Raw genomic sequence first — 23,488 nt, 5'->3', positions numbered from 1 at the left:
CCCCTGGCTCTATAAAGCGAAATTCGGGACTTTCAGACTAGATAATACGGTAAAGGTTGATCAAAATATTAGGAAGTAATATGCTAACTACTAAATTCTTTCTTGAAACAAGGGGGCTACGATGAGTGCAGAGAACGTCCAACTAGAAGCAATCCCGTCTCCTAAACAGGAAGATAGCTTCCTTAAAGGGGTAAAAGATTGTATTCCCACACTACTAGGCTACTTAAGCATCGGACTTGCAGCAGGCGTTGTTCAAAAGACAGCCGGACTCAGCATTGCTGAGATTGCCTTAATCAGCTTGATTCTTTACGCGGGCTCCGCTCAGTTTATAGCTGCTGGAATGATAGCCGTTAGCAGCTCGCCTGCGGCCATTATCATTACGATATTTATCGTGAATCTTCGCCATATTTTGCTTAGTGCAGCTCTTTCTCCTTATTTCCGCCATCTTTCCCCACTGAGAAATATGCTGGTTGGTTCTTTATTGACTGATGAGACCTTTGGAGTTGCCATCAATCAAGCTTTGAATAAGCAGCAAATCAGTGAAAAATGGATGCACGGTCTAAATCTCACAGCATATTTAAATTGGTTTCTTGCGAATGTAGCGGGAGCTTTTTTAGCCCAGTGGATCTCAGACCCTGATCAATTCGGTTTGCAGTTTGCCTTACCTGCGATGTTTATTGGTATTCTTGTAATTTCCATGATTGACCGTAATAAAATCAAACTAGATTTGGTTGTCGCAATCCTTGCCGTAATCATAGCAGTAGGAAGCTCTTTCCTATTCTCCAGTAGTGTTGGAGTGATTATCGCTACAGTTATTGCGTCAACGATAGGGATGGTGTTTGAAAAATGGAAGTGAGATGGGATGTATTTCTGATCATTCTAGGAGCAGCTTTTGTGACCTTTATTCCCAGGGTGGTTCCGCTTATGATCCTTAGCCGGTTTGAATTGCCAGAATGGGGAATGCGCTGGTTAAATTATGTTCCTATCTCTGTTATGGCGGCATTAATAGGTCAGGAGATATTTTTGAATGATGGAAAATTTTCGTCTTTAGCTAATAACATTGAGCTTTTTGCGGCATTGCCTACTTTTTTGGTTGCGATAAAAACCCGGAGCTTGCTAGGCACTGTACTGGCGGGGATTGTTTCAATCATGATCCTACGGATGTTTTTTTGATCCACTTCTACGCGTATGAAGTCGCTATCGGACCCAGTTGACCTTATTCACAGCTTTATCCCACTTTTGGAACACTAACGGACCCCATAGTCGCTATTGCCATGAAAAACACCTATTATGAACCACTTTCTGAGGAATAGCTGCACTGGAGTCCGAAACTAAGCATAAAAGGCAAAAAAATTGCAAATAACGCCATCTGGGTCCGAAAGCATCAGGAGATTGTTATGAATTGGTGGTCTAGGCAGCAGCAACTAAAAAACAGAGCAGCCCTTCCCCATTAACGGAAAAATGGCTGCTCTGTTGTCTTTTTACTAATATCTATTTAACGGATATTTATTGCTTAACGAACAGCCTGCTGAAGCCCAGTCTGACTAACCCCGATCAACTCACCGCGGCATTCGTTCACGCCAGCTTCCGTTATCTTCACCTGACAAAGTTCTCCTTGGAGTGAATCTTCACCATCGAAGAACACCTGCAAATAGTTGTCGCTAAACCCATGCTGGATATTGCGGCCCGGAGCCCCTTTTGCGGCTCTTTCCGGAATAACACTTAATGTCTGACCTACAAATTTACGAGCATAAGCTATTTGCATTTCTTCTGAAAGATCAATCAGTTCCTGCACGCGTACATTTTTGATTTCTTCGTCGATCTGATTCTCCATCCGCGCTGCTGGAGTGCCCGTCCGCTTGGAGTAAGGGAATACATGCATCTCAGAGTAATTAATAGCCTTCATGAAATCGTAGCCGGCACGGAACATTTCATCGGTCTCCCCCGGGAATCCAACGATAACATCCGTAGTAATCCCGACATCTGGCATCGCCTGACGGATCAGCTGCATTTTGGCGTAATATTCTTCTGTCGTATATTTACGGCGCATTGCTTTCAGCACATCATTATGTCCGGCTTGCAGCGGGATATGCAGATGACGGCACATTTTAGAGGAACGGTTCAGCACCTCCAGCAGCTTCTCATCGATCTGGCTGGCTTCGATAGAACTGATACGTACCCGCTCCAGTCCATCCACCTTATCTAGATCCCACAGCAAATCGGCTAGACGGTAATTATCAAGATCATCACCGTAACCACCGGTATGAATACCCGTGAGAACAAATTCTTTATACCCTGCTTCTACTAATTGATGCGCCTGGGTTACGATGCTTTTGGGATCACGGCTGCGGGAAAGTCCACGTGACCATGGAATGATGCAGAATGTGCAGAAGTTGTTGCAGCCATCCTGAATCTTCATAAAAGCACGCGTCCGATCCGCAAAGCCAGGTACATCCATCTCTTCGAATTCACGTGTCTTCATAATATTACGAACAGCGTTGACTGGCTGACGTGAGGCTTCAATGTTCTTCACATGCGTCATGATCTGATCGCGGTCCTGGTTACCAATAACAAGATCGACACCAGGAATATCCAGAATCTCACCAGGAGAGGTCTGTGCATAGCAGCCAGTAACCGCCACGATAGCCTCCGGATTGCGGCGAACGGCACGACGAATCATTTGACGGCTTTTTTTGTCACCTGTATTAGTTACAGTACAAGTATTAATCAGATATACATCGGCGGGTCCCTCGAAATCGACCTGCTCGTAACCTTCATTTTTGAATAGCTGCCAGATGGCTTCGGTGTCATAAAAATTCACTTTACAACCTAAAGTATAAAATGCTACGGATGGCATCTCTTAAGCTCCTCCCATTTCTCCAGATTCATATAAAATACAAGCAGCGGCAACCATGCCCGCTGTCTCACAGCGCAGAATACGCCGTCCTAGTCCTACGGAAACCGCACCAGCTTCTTCTGCCTTTTGGCATTCCTCTGGTGTAAAGCCCCCTTCAGGACCTACCACAATCAATACCTTCCCACCAGCCTGCGGTGAAAGCGAGGATAACCAAGGGGCAACACTGCTGCGAAGCTGCAAGCCTTCTTCTTTTTCATAACAGAAATAAATTGCATCATACTCACTAAAAGTCTGGAGCAGCTGCTTCCAGGATAACGGTGAGCCTACAGCCGGAACGATGTTCCGGTGTGCCTGCTCGGCAGCTTCTTTACAAATTTTACGCCAGCGGTCCAGCCGCTTACTTTCCTTGCGTTCATCGTATTGTACAATCGTGCGCTCCGACAGAAAAGGAATAAAACCAACGGCTCCAATTTCTGTGCACTTTTGAATGACAGTTTCCATCTTATCAGCCTTGGGTAAGCTCTGAGCCACTGTGATTTTTATCCGCGGTTCATGCGTCATCTCCAGGGTTTCCAGGATATTCACTGTCACTTCCCCAATTTCGATCTGAGCAATCTCCACTAACGCTTCACGGGAGACGCCATCGCTGACAATAAGCTTGTCCCCAGCCTTACCGCGCATCACTTTGGCAATATGCCTTGCATCTTCCCCGTCAATTCTAACGTTATCTGCACCAAACTGCTCCGGTGTAACAAAATATCGCTGCATCTCTTCATCATCCTGTTCATGAATTCAGTAAGAAGAAACGGTAAAGACGCCTTAATAAAGACGTCACCCGTTTCTTAGAGAAATATAACTATGGATCAGGCGAAATTTAACTATCCTATTTTTCAACAAATTACATAATACAATGTTTAAGCAGGGTTGACCAGACTTCAGTCCCTACCTTAGCTGCCAAACATTCTTAGGAATAGCTGTACAAATGTTCTCGACATTTCACTAGCCCAGTGGCCAAGAGGATCAATGGTATAGGTTCGTAACCCTGGAATAAACAGAATTAATAAAAAGATAAATACAGCCCATTGCTCAAATTGCTGTAATTTGCCCCGAATGGAGCGAGGAGCAATATCCTCCACAATCCGGTAGCCATCCAGCGGAGGCAATGGAATCAGATTGAACAAGAATAAAAAGAAGTTCCATTGAATAAAGGTGCCAAAGAACAGATACACTGCCTCTAAAACGCGATCATTGGAGATCGACTCTAATACACCGGTTGCCGCAAGCACCCCATATATTAAAGCACCAATAATCCCTAGTAACAGGTTACTGATTGGGCCCGCAGCAGACACAATGACTCCCATCAGACGGGGGCGGCTAAAGTTATCGCGGTTTACAGGAACCGGACGCGCCCACCCGAAACCAGCAACCAGCAGCAGTAAAATACCAAAAAAATCGAAGTGTACAGCAGGGTTAAGCGTCATGCGTCCTAATAATCTAGCCGTAGGGTCACCGAACTTATTTGCGAAATAAGCATGACTGAATTCATGTACTGTAAAAGCAATTAAAATCGTAATAAGCAGAAAAGGAAGCTGATCCAAATCTACACGTATTATACTTTGCAATATATCCATTTTTACCTCTTTCCGGCTGTAAATGCCACCCAATCTTCTTCACGGGATACTTCCATAATCTCAAAGCCGGACTCTTGTAGTGCGTTAGCCACAAGCCCTTCTTTATCCTTGTAAATACCAGAGGTAATATACAAGCCTCCTGGCTGAAGTGCACGATACACATCATCCGTAAACAATACGATGATTTCTGCCAAAATATTCGCAACTACAATCTTCACTGGGAGTGTAACGCCAAGACTATCCACTGTTACTTGCTCAGCAGGTGTTCCCTCAAGAGTGTGACCCGGTCTAGCGGATGGCCACATTTCTCCAGCAGCCGTGTCAGCTACACCTTCACCGCCTAGCAAGGAGAGCAGGTCGCTTTCTTTTACCGTAATGAACTTCTCAAGTTTGTTCAGTGCTACATTCTCGCGCGCACTTTCAACAGCTACAGGGTCCAAATCTAACGCCAGCACGGATTTCGCACCGAGCAGCATCGCACCTACAGCCAATATTCCTGAACCCGTACCAACATCGATTACTTCTTCGCCGCCGCTAATATTCTTCTCGAGCGCACGCAGGCACAAAGCTGTTGTAGGGTGAGTCCCTGTACCAAATGCCATACCAGGGTCCAGCTCAATGATTGCTTCATCTGGGCGCTCAGGCGTATATTCCTCCCAAGTTGGTTTAATCGTGAGACGCTCCGATACCCTGAGCGGTTTAAAATATTGCTTCCAAGCATGCGCCCATTCGTCTTCATCTACGGTTTTCCAAGAAATCAGCGATTTGCCCGGATCAATACCGTACTCACGCAATTCTGCTACCCGTGGAGTCAGTTCTTCTATAACAGCATCCATATCCGTGGAATCGGCATAATAACCTTTGATTACCGCTTCCCCTTCTGGGATATCATTCAAGGGTTGGTCGTATAATTCACCGTAACGCGTATTCCGCTCTTTACTGAGTGTTCCGGATTCTTCAATAGAAACCCCACCCGCTCCTGCTTCATATAAAAAATTCGAAATCATTTCTTGTGCTTCTTCTGTTGTATGTATCGTCACTTCATGCCATAACATCTTTATGTGATCCTCCTAAAGTTTTGTGAGCGTTAGCTTCATTGATTGACTTCGTGCAAAACTGGCTTCGTAAGCATAGACTTAGTTTTGTGAGCATTCGCTTCATAGTATAACATTTCTTCTTGGGGTAACGCCAAACTACAGATCAACGCTCTGCTATGCCCGTGCTGCTCCTGCAAAAGCAATCGAGCGAATGATCATCTACCATCCCCGATGCCTGCATAAAAGCATAACATATGGTAGAGCCGACAAACTTCATGCCTCGCTTTTTTAATGCTTTACTCATTGCGTCAGACTGAGCCGTCGAAGCAGGGACATCCGCACGTGTCTTCCAATGGTTAATCGAAGGTGCACCCCCCACAAAACTCCAGAGATAATCTGCAAAGCTGCCTGTTTCCGCACTAATTTGCAAATATACGCTTGCATTACGAATGATAGAATCAATCTTTAAGCGATTTCTAATAATCCCGGGATCGTTCATCAGCTCAGCAATTTTCGGCTCATCATAATGCACAATCTTTTCCGGATCAAATCCATCAAATACCTCTCTGTAATGTGCCCGCTTTTTTAAGACGGTGTACCAGCTTAATCCTGCCTGCATGCCTTCGAGCATAAGTAATTCAAACAGCTTCCGGTCATCATACAGAGGTTTACCCCACTCTTCATCATGGTATGCGATATATAAAGGATCCTCATTAACCCAAGCACAGCGAGTGATTTCCATCCTTTTCTCTCCTTTACGCTAATCCTCCCTGAGTCCACTCAGCATCTACTCACTGTAAACGAAAAAAAGGGAAGAACACAAGGTTCCTCCCTAAAAAAAATTTTCTATGGCCGCAGCTGCACTCTTGTTTCTTTATCCGGATCGTCAGTCGTATAGAAGAATATATAAATAGAAGCTTCTGTACCTTTGAAACCCTTGTAAACATCAATGGCCTTATTGTTTCCATCCCCCGTGAAATTAACGGTCAGAGGTTTACCTAAAATACGCTCTTTCCCCAGTCCGATATGGGTCTGGTTAATTCCACCGAAGCGAGCATCTTCACTTTCAGTCTCTACATAAAGATCGGCACCCTGCATATAGTACGTCCATTTTACCGGATAACCACTAAGCTGCTGGATAAGCGTCTGTTTCTTATCAGATATATTCGTCAACAGAAGTGGTGTTTTTTCGTCCTTGTTAATTTTATAGCTGCCGTGCTGAGTCACCTTGTATTTAGCAACAAAGGTAATTGGCGTCTCTTCTGTGATTTCAAGGTCAACTGGCCGCTCAAAACGAAGCACTGTTAATTCCGGCTCACCTTCTGGAGATCTCCAGAAATTGCCCTCCAGCGTCTTGCCTGCTACTTCAAGAGTAGACTTTTGATACGGGAAATTGTTGCCTTTCTCTTTACTTCTAATGGCGATTCGAATTTGAGTAGGCGTCACTACCATTTTCTCCAGCGTGTAATTAGGTTCGCCCTCTTCTAGCGGCAGATTCAATGAAGTATTTATGGTTCCGCTCTCCATCTGCTTTTTGCTTAATTGAAGATCAAAAGCTAGTGGCCCCTCAACCTTTTTCTCTTGTTTCATGTACTGCAGCTTGTAATTCACTTCTCCGCTGGAAATATCAGCCGCCTTAAAATATTGCTGGGACGTATATTCCCCGTTTTCTCCCGGTGTACCGAAAGCACCTCCTGCCAGCGAATTTATGAGCGTTCCGTTTTTGTAAGCGACTATATTTGGAAAGGCCCATTCTTTTGTTTCTGGCTGATCAAAAATGATCGCTGAAGAGAATAATATTTTTTCTTGTCCTTGGGTAAAAGGTTTCACCTCTATGCTGCGCATCCCTTCCTGTCCAATAGGAAACTTTTGTGTCTCCTGCGATTGGATATCCAGCGGTAAATCTAACTCCTGTGTGCTAAAGGCTTGCAGATTATCTGCAACTAGTTGCACATTCACAGTGTCCTTTTTCGGTGTCCAATCACTCTCGAAATATCCGTTGTAATGTTGATTTTTCTCATCCCATAACACATAACTGAACTCACTGGGACCATTCGCCCCATCTGCGCCCTTCAAAGTCATTCCTTTAACATTCCAATTTTCATTTTCCAAGCGTTTTCCTACATCCAAAGTGAATAAGATAACCGTCCGATTCTCATCCACAATCGCTGTATGTAGCTTCAGAGTTACTCCATCCTGTGTCACCGACTGGTTCAGTTGTTGTCCGAGATTTTGGGCCAGCGCTGATTGAACGCCTCCTCTCCCATGGAGCAAATTATCCCAATCATAATGCACTGCCGCATATACGGGTGCCGCTGCAATAAGTACTGAAAATGAAGCAACCACAGCTATTTTACTCCAGTTTCTCCTTCTGTTCCCGCTACCATTGGCCATACGAAGTTGTAGGGGAGTCATTGTACTGTTTTCTTGCTCTAAACGTCCCCACATGCGTTCAAAATCTGGATAAGGCACGCCTTTATCTTCATTTAAACGATGCTCCAGCATATTTTCTAACTTTTTCAAAAGCTTCGCCCTCCTTTAGTTCAATTTGAACCCCAGCCTCCTGCAGGATTCTCCTCATTACCGTTAGTCCTTTATGCAGCCTAGATTTGGTCGTTCCAAGTGGAATGGACAGCAGATCCGAAATTTCAGCCAGACTGAAATCATGCATATACCTAAGTGTGAGCACCATCCTAAGTTTGATAGGGACCTGGCTCATATATTGCGCCCACTCGACCTCCGTCTCACGCTGCTCAATCTGCTGCTCCACAGCTGTTTCTGCCGTTTTATTAAAGAAATGAAGGTTGTCCGTTATCTTCTGTTGCAAGGTTCGTTTTCGTTTCAAATGATTGAGGCAATGGTTGACCGTTATTTTCATAATCCAAGCCTTGATATGCTCCACGTGCTCACGATTACTGCGAAATACGGTAATAAAGACATCCTGAGTCAAATCCTCTGCATCCGCCGCGTCATGCACCATATAGTAGCAAGTCCGGTATACATCTTTATTGTAGGTTTCAAATAACTCCCGGTTACTCTCCAAATCTTGCGCCCTCCTTTCTTGACTGAGATATCTATATGACAACCAATCCTTGGAAAAGGTTCGTTTTTCTGAGCATAAACTATCGCTACTCTTAAAGACATAGGGAAAATCAAACGGGCTTAATAATCTGAATGAAGCAAATGGAGGAAGGACAATGACTCTTTTAACTACTGGTCCGATAGAAAACAATGTTAACTCAGAAAACAACACAAGACTTACACAACAGGTCACGGTCAAAATTGCTAATGGTAGCGGTCAGATTGCTTCCACAGTTCTGATCGAAGGCTACTACATGAATGAGAAAGAATTCAATATGTATGCGATCTGCTAGATGTGATGCCAAATCAAGTAATAACTAAAAATTATTTTGCGGATTTTGATACTTTCGAATTTTTTTTCACAACTGCTAGTTTGCCAGATCATCCAATTCAACTCTCATTTTGGGGTAAAGACAGTGCAGAAAGATTAGTAGCCCCGCATCGATTAGTTACAGCAGAATTACTTGGGTATGATGGGGCAACTGGCGCGACAGGCGCTACTGGGGTGATGGGGCTAAAGGTGGGACTGGCTCTGATGGGGCGATTGGGGACACGGGAGTTACTGGAGTGACGGGAGCTACGGGCGCGACTGGAGTCACTGGCACGACTGGTGCTTCTGGTAACACCGGAGTTAACGGAGTCATCATAAATCATAGATATATGATTCCTACCTTGATTGTTAACAAAATCGGATAATACCAACAATTAAAAGGGTCTATCTCTCGCAAGTGAACTGTGACCGTATTTGTGGAAAGTTGAAAAAAGAAGACCTTTAAGAAGCAATTAATAGGTGACTCCTGAATTCATCGGGAGTCATCTTTTTTAATGTCCATTGATATCGCTCGGAGTTATAGTAGGCGATATAGTCATCAACCTTTGTTCGTAATTCCAAGAGAGTCATACATGTCTTGTACTCCAAATCATCCTTCAGATGGCCAAAAAAGCTCTCCATGGCGGCGTTATCCCAGCAGTTCCCTTTCCGTGACATGGACTGTGTAAACCCAGCTTCGCGTACGAGAAGGCGGAATCTAGGGTGAGTATAGTGCATTCCTTGATCCGAATGCAAAAGGGCTTCTGGATGAATATTGCCATCCAGTCGTTCAAGTAGTTTCTCCAGTGTTCGTTCTACAATTGGCATAGCCAATGAAGAAGAGAGGTAGTGAGCTAAAATTTGTCTCGTAGCCCCGTCTTTCACCACGGATAAATAAGCACATTGTCCATTACCATAATGCATATAGGTAATATCCGTCAGCAGCACTTTCTCAGGCTCTCCTTGGTCAAACTGGCGCTTGAGTAGGTTGGGACATGTTTGGTGCTCTTGTGTGGCTTTTGCCATCTTGCGATAGGGATTTGCTTGCCGGATCGTAGCAACAAGCTTATATTTTCGCATTAATCTTCGAATCTTTTTATGATTCATGATGATACCATTCTCCCGTTCCAGCCACATCTTCACGACCAATGCTCCAGCTTTACCATTCAAAGCGTCATAGTGTTTCTTGATAAGGAAAGCGTCTCGTTCGTCTGCCTTCTCTCGCAACTGTCTTGCTTCCTCAGCGACTTGCCAACGGTAATATCCGCTTAAGCTCACACAAGCTAGCTTACACAAATAACGCGTCATTCGCTGCAGACCGTGCTTACGTATCGTTTGGTTAATAATTTCGTAGCGCTCGGAGGGGGTCAACGTTTCCTCTGCATCTTCTGCTTTTCGAGCGCCTCCAGCTTTTTTAAGAAGTCGTTCTCCATCTCCAGAAGCTTGATTCGTGCTTCTGCACGTTTTAACTTTTCCTCGGTAGAAAGTTCCCCTGTCGGTCGTCTGCCCGGGGATCCTTTTCCTCGTTGTTCCTCTAGTAGTCCAGCCTCTCCCAGAGCATTATATGTATTACGCCAACGGGTTAGGCAATGCTTAGGCTTCTTGCGACCGATAATATCTAGGTTAAATCCTGCGCTAAGGAAGATCTCCATTGGGGCTTGGCCTTCCTTATAGGCCTTAACCGCAGCCAACTTAAACGTTGGTGAATAGGTAATACTCTTTTCCGTCACGTTCTCTACATTTGGATTGTTCTCTAGTTGTTTGATCTCATTTTCGTTGAATATCCTTGAGCTTCCTCTTGTTTTGTTATTCATGAAGGCTTCCTCCGTTATTTCGATATTTCGATTAAAACACAAAATGACCCGTAAGAGGGTCACTTTTTTCAAAGTTTCCATCTTACGGGTCACAGTTCAAAGTAGGAGACCGACCCTTTTTTGCTGATATTCAATCTATCAACATACATACTGCTGCTAGAGAATATCCATAACCTCACGCGCTTGTGTGTCGAGATTTTGTGCAGATGAAGCAATCTTCGAAAAATCCTCCAACGCTACCAGAACCTGCTGCTGACTATCTTCTATATTTTCTTGCACTTGATTTGTTCCTATAGAGATCTTTCCAATTTCCAGCGTGATCGCATCCACACTATCCCGTACCTTTATGATCGAATCTTGTACCATGGAAGATAACTTTCTTACTTCTTTTGCCACCACGTCAAAACCTCGGCCATACTCCCCGGCATGCGCTGCCTCAATAGCAGCATTTAGGGCTAATAATTGCGTTTGCGAAGCAATATCGCGAATCGTTTGCACGATGCTATGAATCGATACAGCTTGCTTTTCAAGATTAGCTAGAGTATGTGTATTTTCTGTCGATACTTCGGCGATTTTGTTGATGCTTCGTAATAATTCTTGACTGCGCTCAATACCTAAATCTGCTCTTTGATTCAAGCTATCTGCCATCTCGTTCATCCGTTGCACAAGATTACTCATGTTGCTTTGTCTTTGGGTGATATTAGTTGCTATTTTAGATACTCCGATGACTTGTTCATTGCTTTCATCAAACACTGGCATGTAGGTGGCTTCAAGCCAAACCGCATTTCCTTTCGAATCCATTCGTTCGATCTTATCCTGAAAACTCTTCCCTGTAAAAAGATCCTGCCAAAACCGTTCGTAACCTGGGCTATCTGCGAAATGTGGAAAACAGAACTCTTTATGATGCATTCCGTACATTTCATCTTTTTTTATATCCCATGGAATTTGCAAAAACCTCATTCACATAAGCAACTCGGCGATCAAGGTCAAACCGGATAATGGCTAAATTTCTTTCTAAAGATCTAACAACAAGCTCATCAGTAACTCCTTGAGAGTGTACCAGCCCCATTCTAATTCCCCCTGAAAAATTCAATACTTGATTGGTCGTAGTTAGTATATTCGAACAATTATACATCCTTAATTTGTAGTGTGATATTAGCTATTTTACTTAAAATATTTATAACATCTGCAGACGTTAATATAATTGAAAATAATGATAATTAGGGAAAACTTCCCTAATGATGTGCAAGATTCGAAGGTTGATCTATCTTTTAGGGAAATACTCCCCAAAAACTCATGAAATCAGGCTTTTTCTATCTTTTCGAGCGTTTTTCAGGGAGGTTTTCCCTAAAAACTCATTTTTTCGAGCATTTAGAGAAAAATAGAGGGAAGTTTTCCCTAATTAATCATTTTCCAACCTCAATCATGCCGAAAATTATATCCAATTCCAACAGAAATGCATCTACAGCTACGTTGACTATGAGACGCCCAAATTCTTCTTAGCGGTAGCCTTACTTATAAGCTAAAAGCTTGCCCTAATTTAGTTCATTTTTCTGATCTCATAACAAAAAAACCCAGCTGCAAATATCAGCTAGGGTTCAACTCTCAATTTCATTTTCAAATTCTATCATTCTCAATCCCATTACTAATTTCAATTTTCAGATTCCAACCACAAAGCAACTTTATTTTACCACTACTTCAGTCGTTCCCTCATTACGAGCACGCAGCAAAATATGGCAGTTCATCCGATTCAAATGCACTCCAGCCAGGCTGCGGCGCAGCAAGCTACGTCTACCTTCGCTTCATGCAGCAGTTGTCTGCGACCTGTGCGAATATATTCCTTCTCCCATTGTACGTACAGTCAAAAGTATCTTATTAATTGGATTTATAATCTTTTATTTTAATCCCCAGAACCATATCCTTCTGATATGCGTCAGCTTGCTTCAAACCAATAATCCTTGGGTCTGAAGGGTAGTGACGTTCAAGATATAACAAAAATGCGTGATGAAACCTAATTTCGGCATCCAATTTATTCAGTTCGTTCGGATGATTCTCTAGTTCGGTTAATTCTGCTTCCCATCGATACAAATCGCTCGCCTCAGAGCGCTCCATACGAACCTTCTCTGTCAGCTCCCGCAACTCACGATAGGCCCGTTTTACTTTTGGAGAGTACAACTGCTTCTGGTTCAAATAGGTTAATAGTGCGATCAATAAGGCTAATCCTGTCCACAAAATAACGTTATCCATCTTCTCCCCCCACACTTAAGCTCTTCGCCCTAATTATACATGCCCAAACACAAAAATACCCCACAAAGTGAGGTATCCGCCTTAGCTTTTTTAGCTGCTATTCTTTCTTCATAATCTCATTCAGCTGACGTTTGTCCGCTTCTTGTGCGCGATCCTGAGCTTCAATATCATCAAGATCGGCTTCCGCCGCCGAGAATTCTACATCCTCTGCTTTAGCTTCGTATAACATTTTCAATTTCTCCGTCTTGGAGAAGATTTGTGAGTTTTCTCTATCCATTGTTCGTCTCCTTTCTTCTTATTAATGAAGTGCCGATCAGACCATCCCGCCTGCTTCTTCAATTAAGCGCAGAGCCTGATCGTAGGACTCCGTATGCACAATAACCGTAAGCAAAATATCTCTCCCCGTTGGACCTCCGTTACCACCATGACTCATTCCGCTAGAGCTGGTGTCCGCAGCTGCAAGTATGCCTGTGTGTGCGTGCTCAGCAGTCATGGAGTCCATTCTGGCCACATTGCCTGTCACCGGATTTACCCCTGAGCTAAAGCTGGTACCTCCATATCTACTGAAGCGATCAATGGAAACTTCAATGGCCCGAAGTGCACGAAGCTTGCGCGCGACGCCTTCGGCTTCCTCTGGACTTTTAAAATATGCCAAAATATATCTTTCCGACATCTTATCCCCGCTCTCGCTTGAAATTCAGATATCTGTTGCATTCATTTATATTGTCTTAATTTCACTTGTTTTATGCTCTGATTTTCTTATATTCCACTTATCTACTGGGAATTCGACAATTTCCTCAACGCTTCGCTGCAATATGGTACTAAAGTTGTATATTCGATTTGAAGTTATAGCTGTAGAATAAATTTAATTTTCATAATTTTTTACATTTTATATGGAGGAGGAGAACCACAGACACACAATGCAATACAAAAAAATTCATTTGGGAGGATGAACTTATTTGAAACGTACCTTTAAACACTCTATTCAAAGATTTGGTATTGGAGCGGCAAGCTTCGGACTGGCTGTGTCTGTTCTTTTTCCATCAGCTGCATTTGCGAACTCATCCCTTGAATCTTCAACCCTGGTTACGGATGTACAGTCTCAAAGTGTGACCCCTCATAACTATGCTGGAGTACTCAAAGGTTCAGCACCAGTTTCAGTGATTGTGGAATTGACTAATAAACCAGTCAGTGTGTATGTAAATGAGGCAAAAACTTATTCTTTACGATCCTCAGTCTCCTCACAACGCAGTAAAATTATCTCAGAGCATAAAAGCTTTATTTCCTCAACACAGAAAATCGATGCCGATATCGGTTTTGAATACAGTGAGATTTTTAACGGGTATTCCATTACGCTGCCAGCCAATCAAGTAAACAAGCTGTTAGAGCTTCCAGGCGTTGCGGCTATTTATCCGAATGAAGAAGTACATGCACTAGAAGACAGTGTTGAAGTGGCGACATTACCTGCTACACGTTCCTATTCAGACAGCGGCAAGCTAATAGGCGCGGACAAACTACATGATTTAGGTTACACAGGCAAAGATGTACAGGTAGCGGTTGTCGATACTGGTATTGATAAGAATCACCCTTTGTTAAAAGATAATTATAAGGGCGGCTATGATGTATATGATCAGGATGATGATCCGGCTGAAACAGCCCCTGATGCTAACTTCCCTCCAAGAGCAGGTACTCCTTACGAAACCTCGCATGGTACACACGTTGCCGGGACAATTTTAGATGTGGCACCTGAGGTAGAATTGTATGCGTATCGCGTACTTGGTCCCTATGGATCTGGTTCCACAGCAGATGTAATTGCGGGTATTGAGAAAGCGGTCGATGACGGAGCAGATGTTATTAACCTTTCTCTAGGCTCTAGTGTCAACCAAAGCTATTCCGCGAGTTCAATCGCGATAGACAATACCGTAAAATCGGGCGTGAATGTTATTGTTGCCGCCGGTAACGCTGGACCGGATGCAGGAACACTGGGCGAACCCGCTGGTGCCCAACTCGCGCTTAGTGTTGGAGCTTCTACTACTCCGATAAATACCCCTTTCTTTGATATTGGCGATGTTAAAAAGATTCCCGGGACATTAGCCAGTTACTCCCCAGATTTAATAGATAATATTGCTGGCAGTAAGATCGTTTTCGCTGGTCTTGGGAGTCCTTCCGATTACAAAAATCTGGATGTCAAAGATAAGGTAGTGCTTGTCGATCGGGGCTCGCTGAGCTTCTCAGACAAATCTCTTAATGCCAAAGCTGCTGGTGCGAAGCTTTTGCTGATTGCCAATAATGAGCCTGGTGAAATCAGCCCCACCCTTGGTGCGCCTGGGGATTACATTCCTACCTACGGAATCAGTCAAGCCGATGGCAAAAAAATAAAAACTCAGATGGCTGCGGCTAAAGATATAATCAGTTACTATATAGCGCTTGAAGTAAATCAGTTAGCAAACTTCAGTTCTATGGGTCCGGGGATGCCCGATTATCTAATAAAACCTGATGTTGTAGCGCCCGGAGTCAATATCAACTCGACGATCCCTAGCTGGGATGGGAACTATGACCAAGCTTTCGGCTTAAAAAATGGCACTAGCATGGCAACTCCACACGTTGTAGGAGCTGTGGCTTTGTTACTGAGTAAAAACTCTGATCTGAAGCCAAATGAAATTAAAGCCCTGCTGATGAACAATGCTGATCCTATTTTTAAACGTGATGGGAATTCTTACTCCTTGTACCAACAAGGTGCAGGTTTAATTAATCTGGAGAAGTCGATAAACGCTAAATCCATTGCTAAAGTCGGTGAGATCCTTAACAGCGGTCTTCCGGGTACTGTTGAAATCCCTTATTACACAGGTTCCTTATCCTTCGGCTTACAGCCAAAGGGTGTTACCGTAACGAAAGCTGTCTATGTAGAGGACTTTAAAGGGAATGGAGAAACATACACCCTTTCCACCAAATGGCTGACAGAAGCTCCTAATGATATTAGTATTGATTTTGCACCAAACAGTGTTATCTCAGGGGTAAATCAATATGCACAATTTACACTCAATGTATCTAAAATAGCAAAAGAGGGCGCATATGAAGGCATCCTGTTACTTACCTCTGATACAGAAACCCTTCGTCTGCCATTTAACGTTGTTGTAGGTGACCAATTTAATGTAGCACCTATTAATCAGCTTTCTTTTGAAAGTCCACAAATTTCACCTAATGGTGATGGTCGCTCAGACGACACCACCTTTACCTTTTCTGTTAATGAAGAGCTGGAAAGCATAAGTTTCGTTGCCTCTTCAAAAGATGCTCCTGCAACAGTTTTAGGTGAAGTTTATGCGATCGATGAGAAGATCTATCGTGGTGTATACGAAGTTCCAAATTGGGATGGAACATTAACAGACCTGGAGACCTCCGCCAAGTCTACTTTAGCAGATGGTCACTACTACATCATTCCCGTGCTTCCCAATGGGCAACTGCTCGAGAAACAAAAGGCCGAGTTCACAATTGATACCGAGAAGCCGCTAGTTTCCGGCATCACCATTGAGGAGTATGAACGCGAAGCGCCAACCGATCCTGGCGTGGCACAAATTAGTGGTTTTATTGATGATGACCTAATGGCCTATTATATTTCTAATACAAACCCTATTGGAAACTGGTTTACCGTATATGCCGAAGGCAAACATTATGATGGGAATGCTTATAAATTTGGCGGTGTGATTGCAAATAACGGTGCCTTTACCATTGATGTTCCTGTTAACGAGGGGCTAAATGAGTACAAAGTCCATGTGGTCGATAAAGTGGGGAATGGTGCAGACGACGATGATTACGTTCAGCGGCTGCTTTATAGCACAGGGGATGGTACTTTCACAGTAACTCCGGCTCTTTCTGCATCCACCATTGAAGTAGGACAATCTGTGACCGTTGATTTAGATTATTCCGTGACAGACGAGGTTTATGGCGTCTATGGGGCTTCATTCGGTGTCATATACGATAATTCCCTTGAAACACCGGTAATCCAGCCAAGCGTACAGCTGGTTACGTATCAAGAGGAGCATTTCTCTAGTGTTCCACTTACAGAATATTCACAAACGTATGACCTTGGAGACGGCCACAAACTGACACAATATAGTGTCAATCTGTCAGGAGGTGCTTATCACGGCTCTGGCTCACTAGCCCAAATAACCTTCGAACCAGCAACAGCAGGAGATTATTCCTTTGAGCTATATGATGTCCAGATTTGGAATGATGCCACAACATCAACTATCCCATCTGGTTTGAGAACAGTAAGTGTAACTGTAAGCACACCTGAAAAACCTACACCAACGCCAACGCCAACGCCAACGCCAACGCCAACGCCATCAGCAACACCGACACCATCAGCAACGCCAGATCCAACAGAAACGCCAACACCGACACCATCACCTACGTCTTCTCCATCTTCTGAGACCTATGTATCTACAGCAACCAGCACTCCCACTCCTGGACCTTCTTTGAAATCCGGGAAGCTAGTAGAGACAGCTGATCCAGCTGGTGGTAAACCTTCAACGGTGTTTAACATCTTAGATGCTGCATTAACAAATTCGATCCAGAATGCAAAAGATAAGACTTCTGTACTTGATCTTAGCGATGTGAATTTCAATAAGTATAGCCAAGTCGTTATTACTCTTACCCCGGCGCAAGCCGAACAGTTGAAGAAATCGGAGAATGCACTCAGCCTTAACAGTAGTGGGTTCAATGTTCTTATTCCAGCGGCAACCCTTCCGGATTTCATTAGCAGCAGTGGTCTGTTGCTTACGATAAGTCTGGCTGATGCTAGCGATACAGCAGTCTTATCAGGAAGCTCAGCTGCGATCAATATTGGTTCTTCCATTCTGACCATTAAAAATGGTTGGACAACCGGAAAGCCGATTACCCTTCAGCTTAATCTAAAAGACAGCAGTCTACGTGATGCTCGAAAAACTGCCGCCTATGCAGAAACAAAGGATCATAAATGGTCCTATCTGCAACCTGGATCTTTCTCTAAAGAAGGTATTCTACAGTTTGCAGTTACTGGCGACGGCTCTTATAGCGTTGCATTCCGTAATGTAAGCTTCAAGGATATCGGCACTCACTGGGCTAAAGGCGATATCGAAGTTCTTGCTGCTCATGGTATCATTGCCGGCAAAGGAACCGATGGCAGCTTCAAGCCTACTGACACCTTAAATCAAGCGGAGCTACTAACGCTCTTCGACCGTCTACTTGGAAAAGGTGACACTTGGAATACTCGTATCAAACAAAGTGGTTCACGTGATGTGCTGACTCGCGAAGAAGCAGCTCTTATCATTGCTGAAGCTCTAGGTGCTGATCTTACAGTAGCTAAGACTCCTTTGAGCTTTAAGGATGCCGACAACATCGCTGCAGAAGCACGTAACGCCGTAGCCTATGCGGTAAGCAAAGGTTATCTCAAGGGCGTTGGCGCGGACAACTTCAATCCACAAGGTATTCTGACTCGGGCACAGGCAGCAACGATTCTGAGCCGCGTGTTCGAGGACCTACGTTCTTAAACAGTATCTAGTTGAACTCTCAAAGAAAGCCCCAGCAGCCAGATGGCTGCTGGGGCTTTCTCGCTTTAGGTCACATCTGCGGCGCATACGAGGCAACTATCGGACACAGTTGCACTTAAATGCTGGATTATGCGACATTTGCCATGCTAACGGACCCCATAGTCGCTATTAGCAGGAAAAACACCAAATATGAGCGTGTTTCTGAGCAATAGCTGCACTGGAGTCCGAAACTTGGCTCAAAAGGAGAAAAATGTGCAAATAGCGTCTTCTGGGTCCGTATGCCTCCAGCGTCTTCTGGGTCCTATCCACTCAGATGATTACACTCAACGCTATCGGACTCAGTTGCACTTAAACGCTGAATTATGCGATATTTGCCATGCCATCGGACCTCATAGTCGCTATTAGCACGAAAAACACCAAATATGAGCACTTTTCTAGGCAATAGCTGCACTGGAGTCCGAAACTTCGCTCAAAAGGAGAAAAATGTGCAAATAGCGTCAGCTGAGTCCGCAAGCCTCCAGCGTCTTCTGGGTCCTATCCACTCAGATGATTACACTCAACGCTATCGGACTCAGTTGCACTTAAACACTGGATTATGCGCTATTTGCCATGCCAACGGACCCCATAGTCGCTATTAGCACGAAAAACACCAAATATGAGCACTTTTCTAGGCAATAGCTGCACTGGTGTCCGAAACTTCGCTCAAAAGGCGATAAATTTGCAAATAGCGTCAACTGGGTCCGTATGCCTTCAGCCTCTTCCGGGTCCTATCCACGCAGAAGATTATGCTCGGCACTATCGGACACCGTTGCAATTAAACGCTGATTTATGCGACTTTTGCCATGCCAACGGACCCCATAGTCGCTATTAGCACGAAAAACACCAAATATAAGCACTTTTCTAGGCAATAGCTGCACTGGTGTCCGAAACTTGGCTCAAAAGGAGAAAAATGTGCAAATAGCGTCAGCTGGGTCCGTAAGCCTCCAGCGTCTTTTGGGTCCTATCCACTCGGATGATTATTCTCAGCGCTATCGGACACAGTTGCACTTAAACGCTGGATTATGCGACATTTACCATGCCCACGTAGATAATTCAAAACAGATAGTGTGTTAAAAAAAGATGGAGACCAGTCGGGGGTTTCAAGGTTACAGGGTTCGGGGGTCGGGGGTCGGGGTCGGGGTTCGGGGGTCGGGGTTCGCGGTTCGCGGTTCGCGGTTCGCGGTTCGCGGTTCGCGGTTCGCGGTTCGCGGTTCGCGGTTCGCGGTTCGGGGTTCGGGGGTTCGCGGTTCGCGGTTCGCGGTTCGCGGTTCGGGGTTCAGGGTTCGCGGACGGGATTCGGGTTCAGAGGTTCGGCGGGGTTTACCGGAGTTACCGGAGTTACCGGAGTTACCGGGCTTGCCGAGTTCACCACGAGCTGCCAGGCTTTTCCGGGTTTTCCGAGTTAGCCAAGCTCGCAAAATTCCCCAGGTTCCAGCATCACAGCTCCTCCAAAGAATTGCATGAGGTTAGTTAAATGGCCCTGCCCTAATCTCATGCTAAACAAAAACGCAGAGCAGCGATCCCCCAATAATGGGAGGATCGCTGCTCTGCTGTCTTTTTCTATTCATTTACTGAATGAATGAGTTAGGATATCAGTCCCCGCGAAACGCACGTTTCACACGATCAAAGAAGGACTGTTCGTGTTCATGTGTGTTTTCTCCGTTCAGAGAAGCGAACTGGCGTAGCAATTCTTTTTGCTCTTCATTGAGCTTGCTAGGTGTCACAACAATTACTCGTACATGCTGATCACCTTGGCCAGATCCGCGCAGACGCGGAACACCTTTACCTTTGAGGCGGAAGAAAGTGCCTGTTTGCGTTCCGGCAGGAATCTTCAGCTTCACTTTTTCGGTTAAGGTTGGAATTTCAATCTCATCACCAAGTGCTGCCTGTGCAAACGTAAGTGGAACCTCGCACATAATATCATCGTTCTCACGCACGAAGAAATCATGCGATTTAACACGGATAACAATATACAAGTCTCCAGCAGGACCGCCGCGTAAGCCGCCTTCGCCTTCGCCAGTCATGCGCAGCTGTGCACCGTCATCAACACCGGCAGGGATGCGCACATGGATCTTGCGTTGCTTTTTAACCTTACCCTGTCCGGCGCAAGTCGTACATTTTTCCTTAATAATCTTACCTGTACCACTGCAATGTGAACAAGGACGACGATTACGCATCTGTCCAAGCGGTGTATTCTGTACGAATTCCTGTTGTCCACTACCATGACATACGGAACAAGTCTCTGGTTTAGTGCCCGGTTTAGCCCCGGAGCCGTAGCAGGTATCGCAAGTTTCTGTACGTGGAATAGTAATATCGGTTTCTTTGCCGAATACCGCTTCCTTGAATTCAATGGTCATGGTATACTGCAAATCCCCACCGCGCTGCGGTGCGTTAGGATCACGGCGTCCGCCGCCTCCAAAGAACATATCAAAGATATCGCCAAGTCCTCCGAAGTCGCCACCACCGCCGCCTCCGAAGCCGCCCATACCTTGGTTAGGGTCAATATGGCCATATTGGTCATACCTAGCTCGCTGTTGTCCATCACTAAGAACATCATAAGCTTCTTTTACTTCCTTAAACTTAGCTTCAGCGTCATCTGCTTTATTCACGTCTGGGTGATATTGGCGCGCCAATTTCCGGTACGCTTTTTTCACCTCATCGTCTGAAGCATCTCTACTAAGGCCAAGCACTTCATAATAATCGCGTTTATCTGCCACTGCTTTCACCTCCGTGCATACATACTCAAATTCCTTATTACCTGTCAAACAAACCATTATACGATAAAACCTCAGGATCTGACCATCCAGATTCAGCGATGTTTATTCTTACAATATCAGAAGGCGCATTCGCAAAGAGTGTGCAATCTGATATTACAAAAGGAAAGTCAAAACACGGGATGACCCGGTTTTGACCTTCCCTTCTTAACTATATAAGAATTTATCAGTTTCCTATTACACTTATCGTATAAGGTTACCCTTGATTCTTATCTTCGTCAACAACCTCATAGTCAGCGTCAACTACATTATCTTTTTTAGGAGCGCCTTCAGCGGCTCCAGCGCCACCTTCAGCACCTTGCTCAGCTTGAGCAGCTTGTTCGTACAGCTTCATGGACAACTGTTGTACAATCTCAGTCAATGCTTCTGTAGCTGCATTGATTTCTTCAAGATTGTCAGTTTCAAGTGCTGCTTTAACTTTATCTTTAGCTTCATTTGCTTTTTCAACATCAGAAGCATCAGCTTTATCACCAAGATCTTTAATTACTTTTTCAGTAGAATACACGAGTTGGTCAGCACCGTTCTTCGCTTCTACCAGTTCTTTACGCTTACGGTCTTCCTCAGCGTGAAGCTCGGCATCCTTCATCATTTGTTCTACTTCTGCGTCGCTCAGGCCGCTGGAAGAAGTGATAGTGATTTTTTGGCTCTTGTTCGTGCCTTTATCTGTTGCAGATACATTTACGATACCGTTGGCATCAATATCGAAAGAAACTTCGATTTGTGGCACGCCACGTGGTGCTGGTGGAATCTCGTTCAGCATGAAGCGTCCCAGTGTCTTGTTGCCATTTGCCATTTGACGCTCACCTTGCAGCACGTGAATCTCTACGCTAGGTTGATTGTCAGCAAAGGTTGAGAATACTTGGGATTTGCTTGTAGGAATCGTAGTATTACGCTCGATCATCTTCGTGAACACGCCACCTGCAGTTTCAATACCCAGGGAAAGCGGAGTTACGTCAAGCAATACAACGTCTTTAACATCACCAGTCAATACACCCGCTTGAACAGCAGCACCAAGAGCTACTACTTCATCCGGATTCACACCTTTGTGTGGTTCTTTGCCAGTAAGCTTTTTGATAGCATCTTGTACAGCTGGGATACGTGTAGAACCACCAACCAGAACGATTCTAGTAAGGTCTGCAGGTGTCATACCAGCATCAGACAATGCTTGACGAGTTGGTCCCAAAGTACGTTCTACCAGACCAGCAGTCAGTTCATCAAATTTCGCACGAGTCAAGTTGATCTCTAAGTGCTGAGGTACGCCGTCAACCACAGTGATGAACGGAAGCGATACAGTTGTTGTCAGTACGCCTGACAATTCTTTTTTCGCTTTTTCAGCTGCATCTTTCAAACGTTGTACAGCAGATTTATCTTTGCTCAGATCAATGCCTTGCTCTTTTTTGAATTCGGATACCAGGTAATCCATAACCACTTGGTCAAAGTCGTCGCCACCCAGCTTGTTGTCGCCGCTTGTAGCTTTTACTTCGAAGAAGCCATCACCAAGTTCAAGGATGGATACGTCAAAAGTACCGCCACCAAGGTCATAGACTAGAATGGTTTGATCTTCGGATTTCTCCAGACCATATGCCAAAGCTGCTGCTGTTGGCTCGTTCACAATACGCAGAACTTCCAAACCTGCAATTTTACCTGCATCTTTGGTAGCTTGACGTTGGCTGTCATTAAAATAAGCAGGAACAGTGATAACTGCTTGAGTAACAGTTTGGCCAAGATAAGCCTCTGCATCGGATTTCAGTTTTTGCAGAATCATTGCCGAAATTTCTTGTGGGGAGTAGTCTTTACCATCAATGCTTTCTTTGTGGTTAGTACCCATGTGACGTTTAACAGAGCTGATCGTACGATCAGGGTTAGTAATCGCTTGGCGTTTAGCCGTTTCACCGACGATACGCTCGCCGTCTTTCTTAAAGCCTACAACCGAAGGGGTTGTACGCGCGCCTTCTGGGTTTGGAATTACTACGGCTTCGCCGCCTTCCATAACGGCAACGCAAGAGTTCGTGGTTCCTAAGTCAATACCGATAACTTTACTCACAATAATTTGCCTCCTCTAAAGTTATATGGAGCCTAAGCTCAATAAATTTATAAAAATATCAAAAAAATTCGATTGATAATAAAACTATCCGGGCAACAGCCTGCAATCGGATAAATAGTAGGCAAA

21 protein-coding genes are annotated in these 23,488 nt (G+C 44.5%); 6 read left to right on the top strand and 15 right to left on the bottom strand.

The genetic code is table 11. The annotated features are described in order from the left end of the window. Nucleotides 1–121: 121 nt before the first annotated feature. Together NST45_RS03890 and NST45_RS03885 are read left to right on the top strand one after the other, a co-directional pair. Nucleotides 122–856, top strand: a complete 735-nt coding sequence (locus NST45_RS03890; RefSeq protein ID WP_036683898.1) for an AzlC family ABC transporter permease — start codon at nucleotides 122–124, stop codon at nucleotides 854–856. Then, nucleotides 847–1,173, top strand: a complete 327-nt coding sequence (locus NST45_RS03885) for an AzlD domain-containing protein (protein WP_036683900.1) — start codon at nucleotides 847–849, stop codon at nucleotides 1,171–1,173. The genes NST45_RS03890 and NST45_RS03885 overlap by 10 nt, the downstream gene beginning before the upstream one ends. Nucleotides 1,174–1,513: 340 nt before the next feature. Here NST45_RS03885 and mtaB read toward each other — a convergent pair whose 3' ends face one another. From mtaB to NST45_RS03850, 7 genes are all read right to left on the bottom strand, one after another. Next, entirely contained in the window at nucleotides 1,514–2,857 is a 1,344-nt protein-coding gene (gene mtaB, locus NST45_RS03880; protein ID WP_038572916.1) for a tRNA (N(6)-L-threonylcarbamoyladenosine(37)-C(2))-methylthiotransferase MtaB, read from the bottom strand. A gap of 3 nt (nucleotides 2,858–2,860) precedes the next feature. Beyond that, nucleotides 2,861–3,625, bottom strand: a complete 765-nt coding sequence (locus NST45_RS03875; protein WP_076098522.1) for an RsmE family RNA methyltransferase — start codon at nucleotides 3,623–3,625, stop codon at nucleotides 2,861–2,863. Nucleotides 3,626–3,804: 179 nt separating this feature from the next. Beyond that, nucleotides 3,805–4,488, bottom strand: a complete 684-nt coding sequence (locus NST45_RS03870) for a site-2 protease family protein (RefSeq protein WP_036683904.1) — start codon at nucleotides 4,486–4,488, stop codon at nucleotides 3,805–3,807. 2 nt (nucleotides 4,489–4,490) lie between these two features. After that, on the bottom strand, nucleotides 4,491–5,543 hold the full coding sequence (gene prmA, locus NST45_RS03865) for a 50S ribosomal protein L11 methyltransferase (RefSeq protein WP_076098521.1): 1,053 nt from the start codon (nucleotides 5,541–5,543) through the stop codon (nucleotides 4,491–4,493). 145 nt (nucleotides 5,544–5,688) lie between these two features. Next, nucleotides 5,689–6,267, bottom strand: coding sequence for a DNA-3-methyladenine glycosylase I (locus NST45_RS03860; protein WP_038572920.1), 579 nt, complete (start codon nucleotides 6,265–6,267; stop codon nucleotides 5,689–5,691). 104 nt (nucleotides 6,268–6,371) lie between these two features. Continuing rightward, nucleotides 6,372–8,048, bottom strand: coding sequence for a DUF4179 domain-containing protein (locus tag NST45_RS03855; protein ID WP_143758565.1), 1,677 nt, complete (start codon nucleotides 8,046–8,048; stop codon nucleotides 6,372–6,374). After that, nucleotides 8,008–8,568: an RNA polymerase sigma factor gene (locus NST45_RS03850; protein WP_036683913.1), complete on the bottom strand. Its 561-nt coding sequence runs from the start codon at nucleotides 8,566–8,568 to the stop codon at nucleotides 8,008–8,010. The genes NST45_RS03855 and NST45_RS03850 overlap by 41 nt, the downstream gene beginning before the upstream one ends. A 154-nt stretch (nucleotides 8,569–8,722) precedes the next feature. Between NST45_RS03850 and NST45_RS03845 the strand changes: the two genes are divergently transcribed. Genes NST45_RS03845 through NST45_RS03835 form a run of 3 tightly spaced genes read left to right on the top strand, consistent with a single transcriptional unit; the run spans nucleotide 8,723 to nucleotide 9,302 of the window. Next, complete coding sequence (locus tag NST45_RS03845; protein ID WP_155986568.1) at nucleotides 8,723–8,899, top strand: hypothetical protein; 177 nt, start codon at nucleotides 8,723–8,725, stop codon at nucleotides 8,897–8,899. Nucleotides 8,900–8,904: 5 nt separating this feature from the next. Beyond that, nucleotides 8,905–9,177 carry a hypothetical protein gene (locus NST45_RS03840; protein ID WP_051491299.1) on the top strand — a complete coding sequence of 91 codons (273 nt, stop codon included), beginning with the start codon at nucleotides 8,905–8,907 and terminating at the stop codon, nucleotides 9,175–9,177. Next, nucleotides 9,174–9,302: a hypothetical protein gene (locus NST45_RS03835; RefSeq protein WP_268748658.1), complete on the top strand. Its 129-nt coding sequence runs from the start codon at nucleotides 9,174–9,176 to the stop codon at nucleotides 9,300–9,302. Before NST45_RS03840 ends, NST45_RS03835 begins: the two co-directional genes overlap by 4 nt. A 76-nt stretch (nucleotides 9,303–9,378) precedes the next feature. Here NST45_RS03835 and NST45_RS03830 read toward each other — a convergent pair. The 6 genes from NST45_RS03830 to NST45_RS03805 all read right to left on the bottom strand — a co-directional run bounded on the left by NST45_RS03830 (nucleotide 9,379) and on the right by NST45_RS03805 (nucleotide 13,650). Continuing rightward, a protein-coding gene (locus tag NST45_RS03830) for an IS3 family transposase (RefSeq protein WP_141118633.1) occupies nucleotides 9,379–10,730 on the bottom strand; the annotation gives its coding sequence in 2 pieces (ribosomal slippage) (nucleotides 9,379–10,343 and nucleotides 10,343–10,730; 1,353 coding nt in all). Between the two features lie 156 nt (nucleotides 10,731–10,886). After that, entirely contained in the window at nucleotides 10,887–11,681 is a 795-nt protein-coding gene (locus NST45_RS03825; protein ID WP_339192167.1) for a methyl-accepting chemotaxis protein, read from the bottom strand. Further along, nucleotides 11,650–11,799 carry a hypothetical protein gene (locus tag NST45_RS03820; RefSeq protein ID WP_170914261.1) on the bottom strand — a complete coding sequence of 50 codons (150 nt, stop codon included), beginning with the start codon at nucleotides 11,797–11,799 and terminating at the stop codon, nucleotides 11,650–11,652. Before NST45_RS03820 ends, NST45_RS03825 begins: the two co-directional genes overlap by 32 nt. An 806-nt stretch (nucleotides 11,800–12,605) precedes the next feature. Continuing rightward, entirely contained in the window at nucleotides 12,606–12,977 is a 372-nt protein-coding gene (locus tag NST45_RS03815) for a hypothetical protein (RefSeq protein WP_036683921.1), read from the bottom strand. Between the two features lie 97 nt (nucleotides 12,978–13,074). Beyond that, a complete protein-coding gene (locus NST45_RS03810) occupies nucleotides 13,075–13,254 on the bottom strand; it encodes a YfhD family protein (protein ID WP_036683923.1) in 180 nt (59 codons plus the stop codon). Between the two features lie 36 nt (nucleotides 13,255–13,290). Further along, on the bottom strand, nucleotides 13,291–13,650 hold the full coding sequence (locus tag NST45_RS03805; RefSeq protein WP_036683926.1) for a hypothetical protein: 360 nt from the start codon (nucleotides 13,648–13,650) through the stop codon (nucleotides 13,291–13,293). Nucleotides 13,651–13,936: 286 nt separating this feature from the next. Here NST45_RS03805 and NST45_RS03800 point away from each other — a divergent pair, with 286 nt between their 5' ends. Continuing rightward, nucleotides 13,937–18,505: a S8 family serine peptidase gene (locus tag NST45_RS03800; RefSeq protein WP_339824949.1), complete on the top strand. Its 4,569-nt coding sequence runs from the start codon at nucleotides 13,937–13,939 to the stop codon at nucleotides 18,503–18,505. Between the two features lie 1,631 nt (nucleotides 18,506–20,136). Here the strand turns inward: NST45_RS03800 and dnaJ are convergent. Beyond that, nucleotides 20,137–21,261, bottom strand: a complete 1,125-nt coding sequence (gene dnaJ / locus NST45_RS03795) for a molecular chaperone DnaJ (protein ID WP_036677487.1) — start codon at nucleotides 21,259–21,261, stop codon at nucleotides 20,137–20,139. A 253-nt stretch (nucleotides 21,262–21,514) separates the two neighbouring features. Next, on the bottom strand, nucleotides 21,515–23,362 hold the full coding sequence (dnaK, locus tag NST45_RS03790; RefSeq protein ID WP_036677488.1) for a molecular chaperone DnaK: 1,848 nt from the start codon (nucleotides 23,360–23,362) through the stop codon (nucleotides 21,515–21,517). Nucleotides 23,363–23,488: the final 126 nt, after the last annotated feature.

The sequence above is a fragment of the Paenibacillus sp. FSL R7-0163 genome, assembly GCF_037969975.1.
Taxonomy (GTDB): domain Bacteria; phylum Bacillota; class Bacilli; order Paenibacillales; family Paenibacillaceae; genus Paenibacillus_AQ; species Paenibacillus_AQ odorifer.
The sequence above is the reverse complement of the archived record's forward strand: the minus strand, read 5'-3'. Positions and strand labels throughout refer to the sequence as shown.